This is a genomic window from Clostridium celatum DSM 1785 (assembly GCF_000320405.1).
GTDB classification, from domain to species: domain Bacteria; phylum Bacillota; class Clostridia; order Clostridiales; family Clostridiaceae; genus Clostridium; species Clostridium celatum.
In genome coordinates this window covers 1-22,335 of the sequence record NZ_KB291705.1, presented here as the reverse complement: position 1 = coordinate 22,335, position 22,335 = coordinate 1, and the positions used below count along the sequence as shown (strand labels likewise).

Here is a 22,335-nt window from a genome sequence, read left to right as displayed (position 1 = left end):
TGGTGACCACATAGATGGCAAATAAAGACTATTATGCAACTCTTGGCCTTGAAAAAGGAGCAAGTGATGATGAGATAAAAAGAGCCTTTAGAAAGCTAGCTTATTAAATACCATCCTGATAAAAATCAAGGAAATAAGGAAGCAGAAGAAAAGTTTAAAGATATAAATGAAGCATATCAAGTGCTTTCTGATCCAGAGAAGAAAGCAAGATATGACCAATATGGTACTGTTGACTTTGATGGAAGTGGATTTGGTTCAGGTGGATTTGGTGGCTTTGATTTTGGTGATATGGGAGGATTTGGAGATATATTTGAAAGCTTCTTTGGCGGAGGCGGTGGTTCTTCAAGAAGAAGAAATGGGCCGGTTAAAGGTGCTGATATAGAATATACTTTAAATTTAACTTTTGAAGAAGCTATCTTTGGTGTTGAAAAAGAAATTACTATAAATAGAAATGAAAATTGTGAAGAATGTCATGGTAGTGGAGCTAAACCAGGAACTTCTCCAAAGACATGTCCAACTTGTAATGGAAGCGGGCAAGTTAGAGTTCAAAGACAAACTCCACTTGGAAGTTTTGTAAGCACTTCTACTTGTAGCACATGTGGTGGAAAAGGTACAGTAGTGGATAGTCCATGTTCAAGTTGTTCAGGAAGAGGAAAAACTAGAAAGACTAGAAAAATCACAATTAATGTGCCAGCAGGGGTTGATACAGGAAATGTAATGCCACTTAGAGGGCAAGGGGAACATGGTTCTAACGATGGACCTCCAGGTGATTTATATGTTAGAATTAATGTTGCTAAATCTAAACACTTTGATAGAAGAGGTAATGATATCTATATAGATACTCATATTTCTATGGGAAAAGCTGCTTTAGGTGTAGAAATAACAGTTCCTACAGTAGATGGGGATGTTAAATATACAATACCGGCAGGTACTCAATCAGGAACTATGTTTAGATTAAAAGGTAAAGGAGTTCCAAAGGTTCATTCATCAGCTAGAGGAGATCAATATGTAAAAGTTATTGTTGATATTCCTAAGACTTTAACTAGTAAGCAAAAAGAAGCTTTAGAAGCATTCATGGAAGCTTGTGGAGAAAGTGTTGATGGTGAAATAACTCACAAGAAAAAAGGATTTAAGGATATTTTTAAATAATATTTAAAAGCTATGCAAATTTGCATAGCTTTTTATATTTACTGCAGTTATACCAGCTTTTTTTAATGTGTGTAAACTTAATTATTAAGTTTATTTATGGTATTTATAAAATATTTAAATGAATAAATTGGTAAAAAAACTTTGAGTAAAAATCTACATATTTGTATAATAGATTAGGAATATTAAAAATAGTAATGAATTTTGAGGTGAAATTATGGGGAATTTAAAAGAAGTTCTAATGCCAGAAATAGAAGAGTTTAGAAGTGTGGGGCATAAATTTGCTAATGGAGAAATGTCTGTTATGGATTTTAAACACGCTTCTGGTGGAATGGGTGTATATGCACATCGTGGTGGAAAAGAGTTTATGATTAGACTTAGAATACCATCAGGTATAATAACAATGCCACAATTAGGATTAATTAATGAATGGGCTGAAAAATATAAGCTAGGTGGCTTACATTTTACTACTCGTCAAGCAATTCAATATCATGGTTTATCAATAGATGATATATGTAATTTAATGAAAGAAGCTTTAGAAAATGATATATATACAAGAGGTGCAGGTGGTAACTTCCCAAGAAATGTTGCTTTATCACCTTTATCTGGAGTTGATAAAGATGAAGCTTTTGATCCAACACCATATGCATTAGCAACAGGTGAATACTTTATGGAGAGAATAACAACTTATAAGTTACCAAGAAAGCTTAAAGTTTCATTCTCAAATGGAGAAAATGATACTGCACATTGTACAATACAAGATTTAGGATTCTTAGCTGTAAATGAAAATGGAGAAAATTTATTTAGAGTTTACGTAGGTGGAGGATTAGGAAGAAATCCAAGACTTGCTTTAGTTTATCCAGAACTTATAAAGCCAAGTGAAGTATTATATTATGTTGAAGCTATGGTTAGATTATTTAAAGCTGAAGGAAATTACGAAAATAAAGCTAAAGCTCGTATAAGATATATTGTTGAAAAGCTTGGAGAAGAAGGCTTTATTGCAGCTTATAAGAAGTTTGTAGATGAAGTTAAGAGTGAAGGTGGATTAGATTTAAATTGTAACGCCAAAGAATATAATAAGAGTGGTATAAAAGCAAATGTAGAAGATGAAAGATTAATTGCTCAAAAGCAGGATGGATTATATAGCGTTTATTTACATCCAGTTGGAGGACAAATTAAACTAAGTGATTTAAAATCTATTAGAGAAATGTTAGAAAAATTTGATGATCCAGAAATAAGATTATCAATGACTGAAGGTGTTTATTTTAGAAACTTAAATGGGAAAGAAGCTGAAGAACTTTTAGAGTTAACAAATTCTATGTGTGGAAGAACATCATTTGAATATAGTGTATCTTGTATAGGTGTTCCAACTTGTCAAATGGGTATAGCTGAAAGTCAAGAAGCTTTAAAAGAAACACTGAACTATGTAAAAGAAAATGTTTCTAAATTAGATTTATTGCCAAGATTATATTTCTCAGGTTGTGGTAACTCTTGTGGAGTTCATCAAATTGGAGAAATAGGATTAACAGGAAAGAAAAAGAGAGTTAACGATGTAGTAGAAGAGGCATATGAACTTCATGCTAATGGTAGCTTTGTAGAAGGTAAAGCTAGACTAGGAGAAGTTTATGGTGATATTTTAAGAAGAGATATCCCTAAATTTATATGTGAATTAGCTAATATATTAAATAATTCTAATATAAAATTCGAAGATTATATTATTAGTAATAAAGAAGATTTTAAAGCTTTAGTAAGTAAATATAATTGTTAGTAAATAATTTTTAAATAGTTTTTTATATAAGGCATGCTGAATTGTTAAAAATAAATCAGCATGCTTTATATTATTTTTAAAATTTCTATGTAGTTGAAATAAAAAAAATAATCTGTATAATTAATCTATGAACTTAAAGAAATGATTTGGAGTGAACGATATATGAGAATGAGAAGAAAGCCTTGGGCTAGACCTGAATTAGAAGCATGTGAATTTTTTATACAAAAGCCAAGTGAGTATAAAGGAAGATGGAAAGAGTTCTTTGGAAATGATAAGCCTATGTATATGGAATTAGGTTGTGGAAAAGGAACGTTTATGGCTGTCCATGGTTCTGAAAATCCAGATATAAATTATATTACAGTAGATATAAAAGATGAAGTTTTAGTTTTAGCTAAAAGAAATATTGAAGCTGCTTATGAAAAAGTAGGACATGAAATAGATAATGTTGCACTTATGTCCCAGGAAATATTATTAATCGACGAAATGTTAGATGAAAATGATGTTATAGAAAGAATATACATAAACTTCTGCAATCCTTGGCCAAAGGATAGACATAAAAAGAGAAGATTAACACATACAAGACAATTAGAAAAATATAAAAAGTTCTTAAAAAAAGGTGGAGAGATTTGGTTTAAAACAGATGATGATGAGTTATTTGAAGAATCTCTTGAATATTTTAAAGAATGTAATTTTGAAATTAAATATATTACATATGATTTACATGATAGTGGTTTTGAAGGAAATGTTACAACCGAACATGAAGATATGTTTACAGCACAAGGAATTAAAACAAAATTCCTAATAGCACAATATAATTAAATTTAGAACTAAAGTTAACAAAGAAGTGATGATATAACATTCAAAGAATTGATATGATTTCACTAAAGATTAAATTCTAGGGACTATCATATGTTTATTCCAGTTATAGCATCACTTTTTTTACTTTCTTCTAAATTTTAAAAAGTATTTTTAGAAACAATAGGAGATATAAGCTAGACTTTCTAAAAATATTTATTATAAATTTTATTTCAAAATACAAAAAAATTATAATAAATAAAGAGTAGTTGAAAGTTATTTGAATATTAATAGAAAATTAATATTTTTTAAATTATAGATTTTATTTAATATATAAGTTGATTATAATAAAATTATTTACAAAATTTTCAAATGAAAACGAAAATCTAATTAGATAAAGTTAATATATATAGGGGAATACTAATTATATATTAAAATTTAAATGTTAAATTTGATAAAATTATAATTAAAAATATTGAATAATAATTAGGTTATGTGTATACTAAGACAGTTATACTGAGATAGTGTAAATAATATATGATGGTGGTAAAATATGGTATTTTTTATTATTATGATTGTTTTTTCGCCTTTTACAGCTGTAATACCAGCTATATATGCAGGAAAATTATTGTTTGCGAAAAAATTGAAAATAGAAAAGAATTATTGGAGTATTGGGTTATTTTTATTGTTTTGTTATTCTGTGTTTAGTGCGGTAATAAATAAGAGCATTTTATCATTGTTAGCTTCGATAGGATTATTTTTATATTTTGCAATAAGTATTTTATTTCAAAATTATTTTATTAAAATGGTCAGGATTAATAACGCTTTAAAGCTTTTGGTTTATCTAACTATGTTAACAGCAATTACAGCAATTATAGAAAAATTAGCCTTTATTTTAATGGGGTTTCCTAATCATAGAGTTTTTAGTACTTTTGGTAATCCTAATATGGCTGGTGGATGGTTTGCTAGTATGTTGTTAGTTGCAATTTATTTAAAAAGTGTTAAAACAAATAAAAAATATTTTGATATTTATAATGTGGCAATGATTTTAATAGCAATAGCATTAATACTAACAGAATCATCAGGAGCATTTATAGCATTAATAGGATCTTTGTTTATATATTATTTATTAAGAAAAGATAAAAACTTTAAAAGTACACTATTGGGTACTTTATGTATTGCAATAGTAGCGGTAGTATTCCTTTGGGTTCAAAGTAAGATGAGTTCTGTAACACCTATAGGAGAGATTAAAGTATCTTTTAGTTCAAGATATGATGTTTGGCTTGGTTCTATAAAAATGTTTACTGAAAAGCCTATTGTAGGTTGGGGATTTTTGGGCACTTTAGAACATGGAATAGATTATAATTATCGTAATGGAAATGCTATACACTCTCATAATTTATGGCTTACATTTTTAGTTTCTGGGGGAGTAGTTGCTTTAGGAATATATATATATATTAAATATAATTTATTTAGAGATATAATCAAATTGTATAAATCAAGAAATATAATGGTGCCTTTAATAGTATCTTTGAATACAATGGTAATAATTCAAGGTCTTGTTGATTGTCCATTATACGCACCTCAATTGGGAATTTTATTTATAGCAACAGGTGCAATTACTTATAATTTGAGTTGTAATAAAATTAGTAAAAAGCATATTAGCAAAAAAAATATAAATGTTAAATGTAAAATTAGAAAAGTTTCTAAAAATGGGGAAGATAGAATAGCTATTTAAATGTTAAATAGAGAACTTATTTAAAGTTATAAGTTCTCTATTTTTTATTTTACAATAATAATGTAAAAGTGATATAATTTAAAAGATTTTATTAGAAGGAGGAAATATGGGGAATTATATAAAAGAAGCAAATTATCTTAAGGGTCTTGCTATTCTATTAATGTTTATTGGACATGCAGCAACACCTACATTTTTAAAAAGACCACTTTCTTATGAAATTGTAGTACAATTTATTTATTCGTTTCATATGCCTTTATTTTTTATTGTATCGGGTTTTTTAGCTGTAAAAAGTATAAATATTAATTTTAGAAATGATTACTTTTTATTGTTAAAAAAGAGAATAATAAAATTAGGAGTACCATATGTAGTTATAGCATTAATTACTAATATTGCATTAAATATAGCAAGTGGAAATATAACGATTAATGGTTTTATAGAATCTATTAAAACTACAATTTTTTATCCAGAATTAGGTGCAATGGGAGCATTATGGTTTTTATATGCATTATTGATTATATCTATATTAACACCTATTATAACTAAGATATCATTAGAAGCATCAATAATTATTACAATTATAATAAATATATTTGGTCCTAGAGATTTATATTTTTTAGCTATAAATAGAATAAGTTTCTTTATTGTGTATTATTTGATAGGTATGTATGTGAGAAAGTGCTATGAGGATAAAAAGTTAAAAAATATTAATAATAAAAATATTATAATAATAGGAAGTGTTATATTCTTAGGTATATATTCTTTAATAATTTCAAAGGGAATAGTTATTAATAGAATTATATTTAATTTATATATGTTTTTATGTGGTTTAGTAGGAAGTTTAATGATGTTATTAATCATAGAAAAGGTTAAGAAATGTAAGGGGATTATTTCAACTGTTGAGATATTTGGAAAATATTCTATGGATATATATATATTTTCTTGGTTTTTTCAAATTATATCTATGATATTGTGTACTAAAATATTAAATATAAGTAATTATAATATATTTTTTGTTAGCAACTTAATTATTGGTTCAATATCATTACCTTTTTCTGTATATTTTATAAGGAAAATAAAGATATTAAGAATTATGTTTTTAGGAAGTTAACATAATAATAATTAAAATGTAAAATAATTAAATTGGAAATTATTTAATAGAATAAATATAGACTTTACATAATTATAAGTATAAAATATAGTATTATTCAAAGAAAACAAATGAAAGGATGATTTAAATGGACGGAACATGGATAGAGGTAAGAGTAATAACAACAAGTGAGGCTCTTGAACCAGTATCAGGAATATTTTATAGTTTAGATTGCAAAGGAGTTGCAATAGAGGATCCGAATGATATATTAGGTAGAGAACAAGGACCATTAACATGGGATTTTGCTGATATAAATGTTTTAGAGCATAAAGGTGAAGTTGCCGTAGTAAAGGGATATTTTGCTGAAGAAGATAATATAGAAGATGTAATAGCTTATATTAATGAAAGATTAACTGAGCTTAAAGAAATGGGAATTGATTTAGGGCAAGCAAAAGTTGAATCAGAAACTATGCATGAAGAAGATTGGGCAAATACATGGAAGCAATATTATAAGCCATCAAAAGTTGGAGAAAAAATAGTAGTTAAACCTATATGGGAAGAATACGAAGCTAAAGATGGTGAATTAGTTGTTGATTTAGATCCAGGAATGGCTTTTGGTACAGGTACTCATGAAACTACAAGAATGTGTATTCAAGCTCTTGAAAGATATGTTAAAGAAGATAGTACAGTATTTGACGTTGGATGTGGTTCTGGAATACTAGCAATAGCTGCAGCTAAGTTAGGAGCAAAGCTTGCAGTAGGTGTTGATTTAGATCCAGTTGCAGTTGAATCTTCAAAGGAAAATGTTGCTTACAATAATCTGGATAATATAGAGATACTTTATGGAAATCTTGTAGAAGTTATAGATGGAAAAGCAGACATAGTTGTAGCAAATATTTTAGCAGAAATAATTTGTATACTTACAGATGATGTTAAGAGAGTATTAAAAGATGGTGGAGTATTTATAACATCAGGAATTATTCATGATAGAGTAGATATGGTATGTGAGAAACTAGAAGCTACTGGTTTTGAAGTAATTGAAAAAAATAGAGATGGTGAATGGAACTGTATAGTTGCCAAATTAAAATAGTTTTTAGGAGAGAAGAAAAGAATGCACAAATTTTTTACTCCAAAGGAATTAATTAATGAAAATGTAGCTAAAATAATAGGTGATGATGTAAAACACATCTATAAGGTTCTTAGAATATCAGAAGGTGAAAAAGTAGTTTTAAATAACTGCGAAGGAACGGAATATTTAGCTACAGTATCCTCTGTAAATAAACAAGAGGTATTACTTGATATAATTGAAAAGCTTGATTTAAATAATGAAAGAAAAATTAAAATTTATTTATTTCAAGGATTACCAAAAGCGCAAAAGATGGATTTAATAGTTCAAAAAGGAACAGAACTAGGTATAAATGAGTTCATTCCAGTTATTACTCATAGAGTAGATGTTAAGCTAAAGGGTGAATTTAAGAAACTTGATAGATTAAATAGAATTGCACTAGAAGCTGCAAAGCAAAGTAAAAGAAGTATAATTCCTAAGGTTAGTGAACCAATAGATTTTGAAGATATGTTAGGAAGAGTAGATTCTTTAGATTTAGTAATAGTTCCTTATGAAAATGCAAATAATTTCGGTATTAAAACTTTAATTAATAAGTTAAGAAAAGAAAGTGCTGAACAAGAAATAAAAAGTGTTGGAATATTTGTAGGGCCCGAAGGTGGCATAGAAGAATATGAAATAGAAGAACTTAAGGAAAAAGGTGCTCATATAATAACTTTAGGAAAGAGAATATTAAGGACGGAAACAGCAGGATTTGTTGCAACATCTTTAATACAGTATGAGCTAAGTGATTTAGGAGGAAATGATTAATGAAAGTCGCATTTGCTACATTAGGGTGTAGAGTTAATGTATATGAATCAGAAGCTATGGCTGAAAAATTCATAAGAGAAGGATATGAAGTTGTAGATTTCAATGAATTTTCTGATGTATATGTAATTAATACTTGTACAGTAACGAATATGGGAGATAAAAAGTCTAGACAAATTATAAGCAGAGCAAGAAGAACTAATCCAGAGGCTATAATTGCAGCAGTAGGATGTTATTCTCAAATGGCACCTAAAGAAGTTTCAGAGATACCTGGAGTTGATGTAGTTTTAGGTACTAGAAATAAGGGTGATGTGGTATACTATGTTAATAAGGCCAAAGATGAAGGTCAACCACAGGTACATGTACAGCCAGTACTTCAAAATAAGAAATTTGAAGACTTAAAAATAGAAGATTATCAAGATAAGACTAGAGCATTCTTAAAGATTCAAGATGGATGTAATAGATTTTGTACATATTGCACAATACCTTATGCAAGAGGGTCAGTATGTTCAAAGGATCCTGACAAAGTTTTAAGTGAAGTTAAGGAATTAGCATCACATGGGTTTAAAGAAGTGATTTTATCAGGAATACATACAGCATCTTATGGTTTAGACTTGGAAGGAAATGTAACTTTAATTGGATTAATAGAAGAAATAGAAAAAATAGATGGAATAGAAAGAATAAGAATAGGATCAATTGAACCTGCATTCTTTACACCAGAAGTTATTGAAAAAATTAAAGGATTTAAAAAGTTATGTCCTCACTTCCATTTGTCACTTCAAAGTGGGTGTGATGCAACATTAAAGAGAATGAATAGAAGATATACAGCTGAGGAATATGAAGCATCAGTAAATCTTTTAAGAGAAACTCTTCCGGATGTATCGATATCTACAGATGTAATAGTAGGATTCCCAGGAGAAACAAAGGAAGAATTTAATGAAACTTATGAATATTTAAAGAAAATTCATTTAACTAAAACTCATGTATTTAAATATAGTCCAAGAAAAGGAACTAAGGCAGCAGATATGCCTAATCAAATAGATGGAAACATTAAAGATGAAAGAAGCAAACTATTAATTGAGTTAAATGATAAAAATGAACATGCATTTACTGAGAAGTTTATTGGAAAGGTAATGGATGTATTAATAGAAAAAGAAGTTAAAGATAAGCCGGACTTCTATGAAGGATATACAAGAAATTATATAAAAGTAATAGTACATTGTATGTCGGCTGATATTACTGGTAAAATAGTAGATGTAAAGATTGAAGAAGCCGTAGAAGATTATGCAATAGCAAGTATGGTTTAATTAAGTTGTTAAAATGGAATCCTTTTGGACTAAGAGTCTAAAGGGTAATTACAACTAAACAAATTGAAAATTAAATATGGAAGTTATATCTTCTCTTAAGTTAGAAGATATAACTTCCAATAAGCAAATTTGAAATTTGGATTTTCGGTTAAAGGAGGTGAGTTTATGGGAGATTGTATTTTTTGTAAAATAGTTGCAGGTGAAATTCCTTCAAAGAAAATATATGAAGATGATAAGGTTTTAGCTTTTTATGATATAAGTCCTGAAGCACCAGTACATTTTTTAGTGGTACCTAAGGAACATATTGTAAGTGCTAATGACATAACTGAAGAAAATTGCAGTATAGTCTCACATATTTTTCTAGTAATAAATAAAATAGTAAGGGACCTTAATATCTCTGAAAATGGCTATAGAATAGTAAATAACTGTGGTACTGACGGCGGGCAAACTGTAAACCACATACATTTTCACGTATTAGGTGCAAGAGAACTTAAATGGCCACCGGGTTAAAAGAAATAATTTAAAGTATATTGACATTTTAGATTATAATATTGTATAATACAATATGTGTTATTAAGCCCGTAGCTGAGTTAAAGATACTAATTTGAGCTAGCGGAGGGAGGGATAATAGATGTCAGAAATCAAAGTTGGAGAAAACGAAACACTAGAAAGTGCGTTAAGAAGATTTAAGAGAAAATGCGCAAGAGCTGGGGTTCTTTCAGAAGTTAGAAAGAGAGAACATTACGAAAAGCCAAGCGTAAAGAGAAAGAAAAAATCAGAAGCTGCAAGAAAGAGAAAGTTCAAGTAGTTTTTAATTTTTAAAAGAATGGGATATTCCCAGAATAAAGAAAAACTGCAAGTATGCTATATAGTATATTTATTTAAGAAATTATTTTAATATGCTAACTAATAGCGAATCTGTAATACTGTTATAAAACAAACCGATGGTGTTACGCTTGAGGACGATAAGGTTATAGAGATATTAGCAAAAGAAATCAAGCAACGAATAAAATCAATGCTTGAATTTGAAAAGGGAAATAGCTAAGAGTTTTAATTTAGATATATCTATAATTAAAATCTTGCTAGGTTACCTTCCTCAGCAATTAAGTGAAAGATTTTACAATTTGTAAAATGAACAGCTACAAAGTGGGAGCTAATAACATTGAGACATGGGTAAGCTTATGTCAGCAGTTAGACCAAAGGTTGTAAGTAAGACAGATAGAAAACTTGTAAGTGCGCTTGTTAAAGATTATTTAAGAAATAAATAATAAAAAGAACTCAATATTATATTGAGTTCTTTTTTGTTTTTAGTGATTTTATTTACTATATAATCATAAAGTACATTGAGAGAGTATTTTTAGAAGGAGAAGGTTATGGATAATAAAATTAGTAGAGGAAAAGAATTTATTGCTGAAAAGCTTGAACTCCCTAAAGATGTTGTACTAGATTTACCAAAGATTATAATAGTGGGACGAAATGAAATAACTATAGAAAATCACAAAGGAATAATATCATTTAAGGATGATTTGATAAAAATTAATACTAAAGAAGGTCCATTAAATATTCATGGAAGTAAATTTGAAATACTATATATTGCTACATCTACTATTACTATCAGTGGTTTTTTTAATTCAGTTGAATATGAGAGGTGATAGTAATGGCTTTTGATAAAGTGAAACAAGGTAGGATACTAATTGAAGTTAGAGTTTTAAACCTAGAAAAGTTATTAAATATACTTTGGAGTAGAGGAATTAAAGTTTATAAGGCTAAAAAGAAGAATGTAGCAACTATGATTCTGGAAATAGATTATTTAAAATATATAGAAGTAGAAGAAATTGTTAATAAGCTTGGAGGTTCTATAACACTTGTAAAGAGTAAAGGTTTTATCTTTTTTTTAGGAAGTCTGAAAAAAAGGCTATCTCTTGGAATAGGATGTGTATTATTTTTAGGAATATTATATTATCTATCAACATATATATGGGCAGTTCAAATTGACACTCAAAAAAATATACCTCCATTTGTAATTAGGCAAGAGTTAATGCAAATAGGAATTAAACCTGGGATTGCTAAAAAATCTATAGATGTAAAAGAAATAGAAAAAAAATTAGAAAATATAAATTCGGAAATATTATGGGTAAGAGTTAGAATAGAAGGGTCTACACTAAAGGTTGTATTAGAAGAAAAAATTAATCCACCTAAAATAGAGGAATCGGAATATGGCAATCTTGTTGCAAAGATGGATGGAGAAATTACTAAGATATATACTTTTAGTGGAAGAGCTGTTGTTACTAAGGGTCAAAATGTAAAAGCCGGAGATGTACTTATAGAAGGTATGGATGGAAATGAAGAACTTAAATATATACTACCTGCTAGAGGTGTTGTTGTTGCAAAGACATTATATGAGAAAATGATTAATGTTAAATTAACTGGAACTACTTTAGAGAGAAGTGGCAACAAGGATAGTGATGTATATATAAGTGTATTTGGAAAAAGAATTTACTTAAAAAAGGCTATAAAAGGTTTTGAACACTATGATAAAATAGAAAACAGTGGTAAATATTTAACAAGGTGCTATATTATGAAAGAGTTGAAAAAGAAATTGATTTAGATGAAGATGAAGCAATAAATGAGGCTGTAAATGAAGTGGAAAAATCTTTACTAAATGAATTAACAAGAGAGGCTGTTTTAGTAGATAAAATTATAGAGACAAAAAAGGAAGAGGACGGGAATGCTTTAGTTAAAGTTATTTTTGTAATAGAGCAAAATATAGTTAATGATATTTTAACTGATTATTAACTATAGAGAGATGAGAAGGTGATTAATATTGAAGGATGAAATTAAACATAAGGATAAATGGAAGAGAATATTTCTTTTTACTGTAGGTGTAATTTTAACATATTTCATAATTATGACGGTAATAACTCCTAAGAGGTATGATTTTATTGAAGGCGATATTGCAAGCGTAGATATAAAAGCGCCTAGAGATATTATTGATGAAGAAGCAACTAGTGAAAAAGAGCAAGAAGTAGCTGCTAAAGTAGAGAAAAAATTTACATTGAAAAGTGAAGTAAAGATTCAAGCTAGTGAAAATACAAAGTTGTTTTTTGATAAAGTAATAAATTTAAAAAGCAATAATATTTCAGAAAAAGATAAAATTAATGAGCTTAAAAAAATGGAGAGCTTTAAGCTTTCAGATGACCAATATAAAATACTATTAGATTTATCTGTAGAGAAAGCTACAGAATTGCAGTGGATAGCCTTAGTTATTATTGATAGAGTATATGAAAATCAAATAAAAGAAGATGATATCGTAGCTATAATGGATGCTAAGAGTATTGTAGATGAGTATTTAAGTGATCAAGATTTAGATTTAAATTTAGAAAATATACTTAGAGAAATGTGTTACAGTCAAATACAACCAAATTGGTTTTTTGATCAAGCAAAAACTGATGAAATGGTAAAGGAAGCATTAAAAACTGTTTCAAAAGTTATGATAAAGAAAAATCAAATTATAGTAAAAGAAGGAGAGCCTATAACACAGAGACAAATATCTATATTAACAGAGCTTGGACTTATAGGAGATAGTGTAAGCAAGGACTATATGCTTACATATATTATAATATCGGTTTATGTATTATTTGTATTGTTAACACAATATTTATATTTAAAAAAGGAAAGAAAAGATGTTTTAGCAAATACTAAATTAACATTTATGATTTTATTACTAAATATACTTTTATTACTTCTTACGCGTATAGTTTCTTTAGCATCATTATATTTAATACCGTTAGCATCTGTACCTATACTTATGACTGTATTGTTAGATTATAAGATATCTATAGTATTAAATAGCTTAACTTTAATGCTTATTTCTGTTATTGTAAGTTTTGATCCTCAAATTATATTAATAGGTATAATTAGCATTATTGTATCATCTATATCATTAAAGAAATCAAGTCAAAGAAATGATATATTATATACAACTTTTTATGTAGCTATTTCAGTAGCTATTATAACAGTATCAAGTGGAGTATTGCTTTCAAATAATATGAGAAAGATACTTCTAGACGCTGGTATAGCTTCCATAGGAGCATTTATATCAGGAATATTAGCTATTGGGTTATTACCATTTTTAGAATCAAGTTTTAATTTAATAACCAATATAAAACTGTTAGAAATATCTAATCCAAACAGTCCGCTACTTAAAAGATTATTAATGGAAGCACCAGGAACTTATCATCATAGTGTAATGGTTGCTAATTTAGCTGAAGTAGCAGCAGAAGAGGTTGGAGCTAATCCTATAATTGCTAGAGTAGGAGCTTACTATCATGATATAGGTAAAATTAAAAGACCATTTTTCTTTGGAGAGAATCAATTAGGGGGAGGAAATCCTCATGATAAAATTTCACCAGAACTAAGTGCCTCAATAATAATATCACATGTTAAGGATGGCTTAGATTTAGCTAAGGAATATGATATACCTTTAGTTATAAGAAATATAATTGGGCAGCATCATGGAACTACTTTGGTGAAATATTTTTATTATACATTAAAAAATAATAGTGAAAATCCTGATGAGGTAAGGGAAGAAGATTTTAGATATCCAGGTCCGATACCGGAATCCAAAGAAAGTGCAATTGTAATGTTAGCTGATAGTGTTGAAGCTGCTGTAAGGTCTATAAATGAACCAACTATGACTAAAATAGAAGAAATGATTAATAATATAATTAAAGATAAGCTTAACTCAAATCAGTTAGATAATTGTGAGTTAACCTTTAAAGATTTAAATTTAATTAAAAAAAGTTTCTTGAGGGTTTTAAAAGGCTTATATCATCATAGAATAGAATATCCAAAAGAAAAAAATAAAGATGAAAAATAGGGAGTAATATTACTCCCTATAACTAAGTTATGAAGAAAATAAATGAAATTATGAATATTACAACTAATTACTTTTGTATGTATGTGGTTAAACTAATAATAAAGTATATAGTATTTAATATTACATAATTTCAATATGTAAAGAAGGTAGGAAGGTTATGTTATATACAGATAATAGACAAGAGAAAATAGAAGTTACTGAAGATTTTATTAGCATAATAAATGAAGTATGCGATTTTGCACTTAGTGAAGAAGGCGTTAAAATTCCGTATCAAATTTCTTTACTTTTCGTAGATAACGAAGAGATAAGAGAAATAAATAGAGATACTAGAGGTATTGATAATGCAACAGATGTTTTATCTTTTCCTATGTTAGAATATCCTAAAGATAAAGTATTTAAAGATGTGTATGGAGATAATAAGTTTAGTGAAGTATATTTAGACGGTGATGAATTAGTATTAGGAGATATGGTTTTATCATTAGAGAGGGCAAAAGAGCAAAGTATCGAGTTTAACCATTCATATATAAGAGAGACTTGTTATTTAGTAGTACATTCTATTTTACATCTGCTTGGATATGATCATATGGAAGAAGAAGAAAAAAAGATTATGAGAAAAAGAGAAGAGGAAATATTAGGGGGATTAAATATAAATAGATAAAAAATAGGGGTGAGATTATGGAAATGAGGAAATTGCTAGAGAGTTTTAATCATGCAATTGATGGAGTAATTGATGCTGTAAGAACTCAACGAAATATGAAAATTCATATTATATCAGCGATGGCGGTATTAATAGCGTGTTTTTTCTTTGATATATCTAAGGCTGAATTTTTAGCACTAGCAATTACTATAACTATGGTTATTACTGCGGAGTTAGTAAATACGGCAGTAGAAGCAGTGGTAGATTTAAATACTAATTACTATCATCCACTTGCAAAAGTAGCAAAAAATACAGCAGCAGGGGCAGTTTTAGTAACTGCAATTAATGCATTGTTAGTAGGATATATCGTATTTTGGGATAAACTTTCAAATTTTTCTTATGGAGTTATTCATAAGATAAAACATTCTGAACCATATATGATTTTTATTGCATTAGTTATAGTTGTTCTTACTGTTGTCATAGTAAAAGCTGTATTTGGTGAGGGAACTCCATTAAAAGGTGGAATGCCAAGTGGTCATAGTGCATTAGCATTTTCTATATCTACGGCAATAGCACTTATAACAGAAAAATCAATATGCATAATATTGGCGTATCTAATGGCTTTTATAACAGCTCAAAGTAGAGTAGATTCTGAGGTGCATTCAGTATTTGAGGTTGTTGTTGGAGGAATTTTAGGAGTGCTTTTAACACTTTTAATATTTACCATATTTAAATTATAAAGAAATTTTATAAAACATTTGTGTTAAGTAAAAACAGAGGGTATTATAATATATGTGCTATACTATTTAACTATGGAGGAAAATGAAGTGAATTATAAAGAATTAATTATAAATGCTTTAGAAGCAAGAGAAAAGGCGTATTGTCCATATTCTAACTTTAAGGTTGGTGCTGCTGTTCTTTTTGAGGATGGAAAAATATATACTGGGAGTAATATAGAAAATGCATCTTTTGGTGGAACTAATTGTGCTGAAAGAACAGCAATTTTTAAAGGAGTTCACGAAGGAAACAGAGAGATAAAGGCAGTAGCGGTAGTTGGAGATACAAATGCATATACATATCCATGCGGTATATGTAGACAGGTAATAGCAGAATTTGTTGTAGATAAAAATGTACCAATAATAATTATAAAAAATGAAAATGACTATATAGTAAAAACTTTTGAAGAAATACTACCAGGTGTTTTTTCAAAAAAGGACTTAAAGGGCTAGGAGGCTAATAATGTATAAATCAGGATTCGTAACAATAGTAGGTAGACCAAATGTAGGGAAATCAACATTAACAAATCAAATAATGGGTGAAAAACTATCAATAGTTTCAAATAAACCACAAACTACAAGAAATAATATACAAACAATATTAACAGGTGAAGATTATCAAATAGTATTTGTAGACACATCAGGTATACATAAACCAAAGAATAAATTAGGCGATTATATGGTTAATTCAGCAACTGAATCTATAAAAGAAGTAGATTTAGTATTATTCTTAATAAACCCATGTGATGAGATTGGGAGAGGAGATAAATTTATCTTAGAAGCTATAAAGAAGCAAAAGGCACCAGTATTCTTAGTAGTAAATAAAGTTGATGAAAACAGCCATGAAAAAGTTGCTAAAACTTTAGATATGTACTCAAAGGAATATGATTTTGCAGAAATAGTACCAATATCAGCATTAAAAGGTAAAAATGTAGATACACTTGTAAGATTAATGGTAGAAAAAATGCCAGAAGGTCCTCAATATTATCCAGAAGATATGATAACAGATGCAAATGAAAGATTTATTGTTGCAGAAATAGTAAGAGAAAAAACATTAAAGAATTTAAGAGATGAGATTCCTCATGGAATTGCTGTTGATATAATTCAAATGAAGCAAAATGAAAAAGGAACTTATCATATAGAAGTAGATTTAATATGCGAAAAAGATTCACATAAAGGAATAATAATTGGTAAAAATGGAGCTTCACTAAAGAAGATTGGTGAGACAGCTAGATATGAAATAGAAAGATTCCTAAATGCTAAGGTAAACTTAAAGATTTGGGTTAAAGTTAGAAAAGAGTGGAGAGACAATAACCTTCTACTTAAGGAATTAGGCTATAAAAAAATGAAGTAGGTAGGAGTTGATTGTTCTGTCACTTGTAAAAACTAAGGGTGTAATTATTAAATCCATAGATTATAAAGAAAATGATAAACTTATTTGGGCATATACAGAAGAAGTAGGAAAAATAACATTTATAGCAAGAGGAGCTAAAAAGAGTAAAAGTAAAAATTTAAGTATAACTCTGCCTTTATGTTTTGGAGAGTATGTGTTCTTTAAAGGTAAAAATCTTTATAATTTACAAGAAGGTAAGATATTAAATTCTTTTCAAGGACTACTTAATAACTTAGATAAGTTAACATATTCATCTTATATATGTGAGCTTATAGATATATGTGTACAAGAAGGAGAAATTAATAAATTACTTTTTAGAGATTTTATAACATGTCTGTATTTGCTAAATACAGATGCCATGGATTATGAGTTATTAGTTAGAGCATTTGAACTTAGATTACTTAAAGCAACAGGGTATGGGCTACAATTTGATAATTGTAGCCTTTGTAAAAAAAAGATAGCAACAGCTGAATATATTTCTCTATCTCATTATGGTGGTGTTTGCATAGAATGTAAGAAGGAACATGGCTTACATGTCTCAAAAGCAGCATATAATGCACTAAGGTTTTTAAATAATACACCCATGGATAAAATATATAGATTAAACATAACAACTGAAATAAAGAAACAAATTGAAAGAGTAACTACTTTCATAATAAATTCAAATTATTCAAAAAAGCCAAAAAGCTTAGAAATGTTAAATTATATAAAGGAGTAGAGAATAGATATGGATATTACATTAGAAAAAGTAGATTTAGTTAAAGAAAGAACAGGTGCAAGTTATAGTGAGGCTAAAGAAGCATTAGTGATTTCTAATGGAGATGTATTAGATGCAATAATTTATTTAGAGCAAAAGCTAAAGAAAGAAAATATTGATTTCAAAGAAGAGGCTAAAGAAGAAAGCTATAAAACAGAAACAATAGAAGAGCTTAAAGTTTGGTTAAAGGACTTAATAAACAAAGGAAATGTAACTAGAATTAAGGTTAGTAAGGATGGGAAGAAATTAGTAGATGTTCCTGTAAATGCAGGAATTGCTGCAGGGATTATAGCTATTGTAATACCACCAATATTAGCTTTTGTTGTAGTTGCAGCTGTAGTTACACAAGTTACAATAGAAATAACTAAAGCAGATGGTTCTGTTGAGGTAGTAAATAAATATATTTCTCAAGCTGTAAATGATGTTAAAGATAAAGCAAGTACTATGGCAGATAAGATGAAAGAAAAAGTTCAAGATGTAAATGAAGGAATAAAAACATCACATACAGCAAAAAAGAGTGATGATGAGAGCGAAACAACGTTCACATATACTGTAAATTTTTCAGATGAAGATGATAAAGAATAGAAAATTAAAGAAAAACTAGGGTAAAGTCTAGTAAATAAGGAAAAAATAGGAATATTCAGCTAATTTGAGTGATTTTTAAGAAAATTTGATATAGTAAAAAGATAAGAAAATGATATAATTATACTGTAAATAAAAAATATTCTTAATTGTCTGAATATTCCCTAAAAAGTCGAAAAGAGGGGTAGCTTTGAAGTTTACAAAAAGACAAGAGGAGATAGTTAAGATAGTTAAAGCTGGTCAGCCTGTTACAAGTGAAGCTTTAGCAGAAAAGCTAGGTGTTACTAGAGCGGCACTTAGAGCGGATTTAGCAATACTTACAATGACAGGAACACTAGATGCTAGACCTAAGGTTGGATATGTATACTTAGGTAAGAAATTAGATAGTGACATATTGGCTAATTTATCCAAAATAAGAGTTGGGGAGATTATGTCAAAGCCTGTAACTGTTAACGATGCTACAACTGTATATGATGCAATTGTGTATTTATTTTTAAATGATGTAGGAACGCTATTTGTTGAGAATGATGGAATTTTAGTTGGAGCAGTATCTAGAAAGGATTTTCTTAAAATAGCTATAGGGGGAACAGATATACATAAAGTTCCTATTGGAGTTATTATGACTAGAATGCCTAACATAGTTTATGGATTTCCAGAAGATAGTGCATATACATTAGCTAAAAAGATAATAGAGCATGAAATTGATAGTATACCTATAGTAGAAAAGGTTAATGATTCAGATGATGAGAAAGTTAATTTAAAAATAGTAGGAAAAATATCTAAGACAAACATAACAAAATTGTTTGTTAAACTTGGAGAAAATAATTAGGATAAAAATTGAAAAGGGTAATTTAAAAGGGGTAATTTAAAAGGTAAGCTACGAGACTTAAGTCTTGATAGTATATATTTATCGTATGAACGGAGGAGTATTGAGATGGAGAAGAAAAAGTATGTTTATCTTTTCAGTGAAGGTAATGGGTCAATGAAAAACCTTCTTGGAGGTAAAGGGGCAAATTTAGCAGAAATGACTATACTAGGTATTCCAGTGCCTCAAGGATTTATTGTTACAACAGAAGCTTGTAATAAGTATTATGAGGATGGAAAACAAATTAGTGCAGGAGTCATAGAAGAAATCCATGCAAATATTAAAGAATTAGAAAAAATAACAGGAAAAGAATTTGGAAGTAACACAAATCCACTTTTAGTTTCAGTAAGATCTGGTGCAAGAGTTTCAATGCCAGGGATGATGGATACAATATTAAATCTTGGTTTAAATGATGTTGCTGTTGAAGCTGTAGCTAAGGCTACTAATAATCCAAGATTTGCTTATGATTCATATAGAAGATTTATTCAAATGTTCTCTGATGTTGTTATGGGTGTTGAAAAGAGATTATTTGAAAATTTAATAGATGAAGCTAAAGAAGCTAAGGGCGTTAAATACGACACAGATTTAACTGCTGAGGATTTGAAAGAATTAGTAGTTAAGTATAAGGAATTATACAAAAAAGAAAAAGGTGAAGATTTTACACAAGATCCAACAGTTCAATTAACAGAAGCTATTACTGCCGTATTTAGATCATGGGACAATCCAAGAGCTATTGTTTATAGAAGATTAAATGATATTCCAGGTGAATGGGGAACCGCTGTTAATGTTCAACAAATGGTATTTGGTAATAAAGGAGAAACTTCAGGAACAGGGGTTGCATTCTCAAGAAATGCAGCAACTGGTGAAAAAGAAATTTATGGTGAATATTTAATGAATGCACAAGGTGAAGATGTTGTTGCAGGAATTAGAACACCACTTCCAATATCAAAATTAGAAGAACAAAATCCTGCAATTTACAAGCAATTTATGGATATTGTTCATACTCTTGAAAATCATTATAGAGATATGCAAGATATGGAATTTACAATTGAGGAAGGTAAGTTATACTTCTTACAAACTAGAAATGGAAAGAGAACAGCTCAAGCTGCATTGAAAATTGCTGTTGATTTAGTTGAAGAAGGAATGTTAACTAAGGAAGAAGCAATTCTTAAGGTTGAACCAAAGCAATTAGATTCCTTATTACATCCAACTTTTGATTTAAATGAAATGAAGAAAGCAACTGTTATTGCTAAGGGGCTTCCAGCATCTCCAGGAGCTGCATGTGGTAAGATAGCATTTACAGCAGAAGAAGCTAAAGAAAGAGCTGAAAAGGGAGAAAAGGTTGTTCTAGTAAGACTTGAAACATCACCAGAGGATATCGAAGGTATGATTGCTGCTGAAGGTATATTAACAGTAAGAGGTGGAATGACTTCTCATGCAGCTGTTGTTGCTAGAGGTATGGGAACTTGCTGTGTAGCTGGTTGTGGTGATTTAAGAGTAAATGAAGAAGAAAAGACTGTAGAAGTAAATGGAAGGACTTATACTACTACAGATTATATTTCAATAGATGGATCAACAGGAAATGTATATGGAGAAGCTGTTAAAACTGTTACTCCAGAAATTTCAGGACATTTTGCTACATTCATGGGTTGGGCTGATGAAATAAGAGCATTAAAGGTTAGAACTAATGCTGATAACCCAAGAGATACTAAGCAAGCGGTTGAATTTGGTGCTGAAGGTATTGGTCTTTGTAGAACAGAGCATATGTTTTTTGAAGGTGATAGAATCATGGCAATGAGAGAAATGATAGTTGCTAAGAGTGAGGAACAAAGAAGAGCTGCACTTGAAAAACTACTACCAATGCAAAGAAAAGATTTCGTAGAAATGTATGAAGCATTAGAAGAAAGACCAGCAACTATAAGATTCTTAGATCCACCACTACATGAATTCTTACCTCATACTGACGAAGAAATAGCAGAACTTGCAAAAACTATGGATTTATCTTTTGAAGATCTTAAAGCAACAGTTGATGGTTTACATGAATTTAACCCAATGATGGGTCATAGAGGTTGTAGATTAGCTGTTTCTTATCCAGAAATAGCAGAAATGCAAACTAGAGCAGTAATTGAAGCTGCAATAGAAGTTAAAACTTCAAAGGGATATAATATAATTCCAGAAATAATGATTCCACTAGTTGGAGAAGTTAAGGAATTAAAATTTGTTAAAGATATAGTTGTTAGAACAGCAGAAGCTGTAATGGAAGAAAAAGGAGTTAAATTAGAGTATCATGTTGGTACAATGATTGAAATTCCAAGAGCAGCAATAACAGCAGATCAAATTGCTAAAGAGGCTGAGTTCTTCTCATTTGGAACAAATGACTTAACTCAAATGACATTTGGTTTCTCAAGAGATGATGCTGCTAAATTCTTATCTGATTACTATGAAAGAAAGATTTACGAACAAGACCCATTTGCTAAGCTAGATCAAACTGGTGTAGGTGAATTAATTAAAATAGCTGTAGAAAAGGGTAAATCAACAAGACCAAATATTAAACTTGGTATTTGCGGTGAACATGGTGGAGATCCATCATCAGTTGAATTCTGCCACAATGTTGGATTAAACTATGTATCTTGTTCACCATTTAGAGTTCCAGTTGCAAGACTTGCAGCAGCTCAAGCACAAGTGAAAAATCCTAGATAGTTTAAATAAAAAAATAAGGAGCAATTTATTGCTCC

Annotated in this window: 22 protein-coding genes and 1 pseudogene; all 23 read left to right on the top strand. The window is 29.1% G+C overall.

Annotation, left to right across the window (positions count from 1 at the left end):
• Positions 1-14: 14 nt before the first annotated feature.
• The 23 genes and pseudogenes from dnaJ to ppdK all read left to right on the top strand — a co-directional run bounded on the left by dnaJ (position 15) and on the right by ppdK (position 22,300).
• Positions 15-1,149, top strand: a pseudogene (gene dnaJ / locus HMPREF0216_RS14260) (molecular chaperone DnaJ).
• A 214-nt stretch (positions 1,150-1,363) separates the two neighbouring features.
• On the top strand, positions 1,364-2,914 hold the full coding sequence (locus tag HMPREF0216_RS14255) for a nitrite/sulfite reductase (RefSeq protein ID WP_005215703.1): 1,551 nt from the start codon (positions 1,364-1,366) through the stop codon (positions 2,912-2,914).
• A gap of 162 nt (positions 2,915-3,076) precedes the next feature.
• Complete coding sequence (trmB, locus tag HMPREF0216_RS14250; RefSeq protein ID WP_040420098.1) at positions 3,077-3,733, top strand: tRNA (guanosine(46)-N7)-methyltransferase TrmB; 657 nt, start codon at positions 3,077-3,079, stop codon at positions 3,731-3,733.
• A gap of 529 nt (positions 3,734-4,262) precedes the next feature.
• Positions 4,263-5,447, top strand: coding sequence for an O-antigen ligase family protein (locus HMPREF0216_RS14245; protein ID WP_005215694.1), 1,185 nt, complete (start codon positions 4,263-4,265; stop codon positions 5,445-5,447).
• A gap of 106 nt (positions 5,448-5,553) precedes the next feature.
• Positions 5,554-6,555 (top strand): acyltransferase family protein, encoded by a 1,002-nt coding sequence (locus HMPREF0216_RS14240; protein WP_005215683.1) that lies wholly within the window; start codon positions 5,554-5,556, stop codon positions 6,553-6,555.
• Between the two features lie 127 nt (positions 6,556-6,682).
• Positions 6,683-7,624, top strand: a complete 942-nt coding sequence (gene prmA, locus HMPREF0216_RS14235; protein ID WP_005215681.1) for a 50S ribosomal protein L11 methyltransferase — start codon at positions 6,683-6,685, stop codon at positions 7,622-7,624.
• Positions 7,625-7,645: 21 nt separating this feature from the next.
• Positions 7,646-8,407: an RsmE family RNA methyltransferase gene (locus HMPREF0216_RS14230; protein WP_005215679.1), complete on the top strand. Its 762-nt coding sequence runs from the start codon at positions 7,646-7,648 to the stop codon at positions 8,405-8,407.
• Positions 8,407-9,711, top strand: a complete 1,305-nt coding sequence (gene mtaB / locus HMPREF0216_RS14225; protein ID WP_005215678.1) for a tRNA (N(6)-L-threonylcarbamoyladenosine(37)-C(2))-methylthiotransferase MtaB — start codon at positions 8,407-8,409, stop codon at positions 9,709-9,711. Before HMPREF0216_RS14230 ends, mtaB begins: the two co-directional genes overlap by 1 nt.
• Positions 9,712-9,876: 165 nt before the next feature.
• Entirely contained in the window at positions 9,877-10,221 is a 345-nt protein-coding gene (locus HMPREF0216_RS14220; protein ID WP_040420095.1) for a histidine triad nucleotide-binding protein, read from the top strand.
• Positions 10,222-10,342: 121 nt separating this feature from the next.
• Complete coding sequence (gene rpsU / locus HMPREF0216_RS14215) at positions 10,343-10,519, top strand: 30S ribosomal protein S21 (RefSeq protein WP_003441547.1); 177 nt, start codon at positions 10,343-10,345, stop codon at positions 10,517-10,519.
• Positions 10,520-10,627: 108 nt separating this feature from the next.
• Positions 10,628-10,756, top strand: a complete 129-nt coding sequence (locus HMPREF0216_RS18195) for a GatB/YqeY domain-containing protein (RefSeq protein ID WP_316318992.1) — start codon at positions 10,628-10,630, stop codon at positions 10,754-10,756.
• A gap of 328 nt (positions 10,757-11,084) precedes the next feature.
• Positions 11,085-11,363, top strand: coding sequence for a sporulation protein YqfC (gene yqfC / locus HMPREF0216_RS14205; protein WP_005215656.1), 279 nt, complete (start codon positions 11,085-11,087; stop codon positions 11,361-11,363).
• Positions 11,364-11,368: 5 nt separating this feature from the next.
• Positions 11,369-12,319: a sporulation protein YqfD gene (gene yqfD / locus HMPREF0216_RS14200; protein ID WP_278244428.1), complete on the top strand. Its 951-nt coding sequence runs from the start codon at positions 11,369-11,371 to the stop codon at positions 12,317-12,319.
• Positions 12,280-12,507, top strand: coding sequence for a sporulation protein YqfD (locus HMPREF0216_RS18300; RefSeq protein WP_005215653.1), 228 nt, complete (start codon positions 12,280-12,282; stop codon positions 12,505-12,507). The genes yqfD and HMPREF0216_RS18300 overlap by 40 nt, the downstream gene beginning before the upstream one ends.
• Before the next feature lie 28 nt (positions 12,508-12,535).
• On the top strand, positions 12,536-14,590 hold the full coding sequence (locus HMPREF0216_RS14195; protein ID WP_005215651.1) for an HD family phosphohydrolase: 2,055 nt from the start codon (positions 12,536-12,538) through the stop codon (positions 14,588-14,590).
• Positions 14,591-14,747: 157 nt separating this feature from the next.
• A complete protein-coding gene (gene ybeY, locus HMPREF0216_RS14190) occupies positions 14,748-15,248 on the top strand; it encodes an rRNA maturation RNase YbeY (RefSeq protein ID WP_005215649.1) in 501 nt (166 codons plus the stop codon).
• Positions 15,249-15,265: 17 nt separating this feature from the next.
• A complete protein-coding gene (locus HMPREF0216_RS14185; RefSeq protein ID WP_005215648.1) occupies positions 15,266-15,967 on the top strand; it encodes a diacylglycerol kinase in 702 nt (233 codons plus the stop codon).
• Between the two features lie 72 nt (positions 15,968-16,039).
• Positions 16,040-16,456, top strand: coding sequence for a cytidine deaminase (locus HMPREF0216_RS14180; protein WP_005215646.1), 417 nt, complete (start codon positions 16,040-16,042; stop codon positions 16,454-16,456).
• Positions 16,457-16,466: 10 nt separating this feature from the next.
• The gene (gene era / locus HMPREF0216_RS14175) at positions 16,467-17,357 is read left to right on the top strand and encodes a GTPase Era (RefSeq protein WP_005215644.1); all 891 of its coding nucleotides are present in this window, start codon (positions 16,467-16,469) and stop codon (positions 17,355-17,357) included.
• 7 nt (positions 17,358-17,364) lie between these two features.
• A complete protein-coding gene (gene recO, locus HMPREF0216_RS14170) occupies positions 17,365-18,114 on the top strand; it encodes a DNA repair protein RecO (RefSeq protein ID WP_005215643.1) in 750 nt (249 codons plus the stop codon).
• Positions 18,115-18,123: 9 nt separating this feature from the next.
• Positions 18,124-18,738: a DUF4342 domain-containing protein gene (locus HMPREF0216_RS14165; RefSeq protein ID WP_005215641.1), complete on the top strand. Its 615-nt coding sequence runs from the start codon at positions 18,124-18,126 to the stop codon at positions 18,736-18,738.
• 187 nt (positions 18,739-18,925) lie between these two features.
• Positions 18,926-19,564 (top strand): transcriptional regulator CcpN, encoded by a 639-nt coding sequence (ccpN, locus tag HMPREF0216_RS14160; RefSeq protein ID WP_005215639.1) that lies wholly within the window; start codon positions 18,926-18,928, stop codon positions 19,562-19,564.
• A 105-nt stretch (positions 19,565-19,669) separates the two neighbouring features.
• Positions 19,670-22,300, top strand: a complete 2,631-nt coding sequence (gene ppdK, locus HMPREF0216_RS14155) for a pyruvate, phosphate dikinase (protein WP_005215637.1) — start codon at positions 19,670-19,672, stop codon at positions 22,298-22,300.
• Positions 22,301-22,335 lie beyond the last annotated feature (35 nt).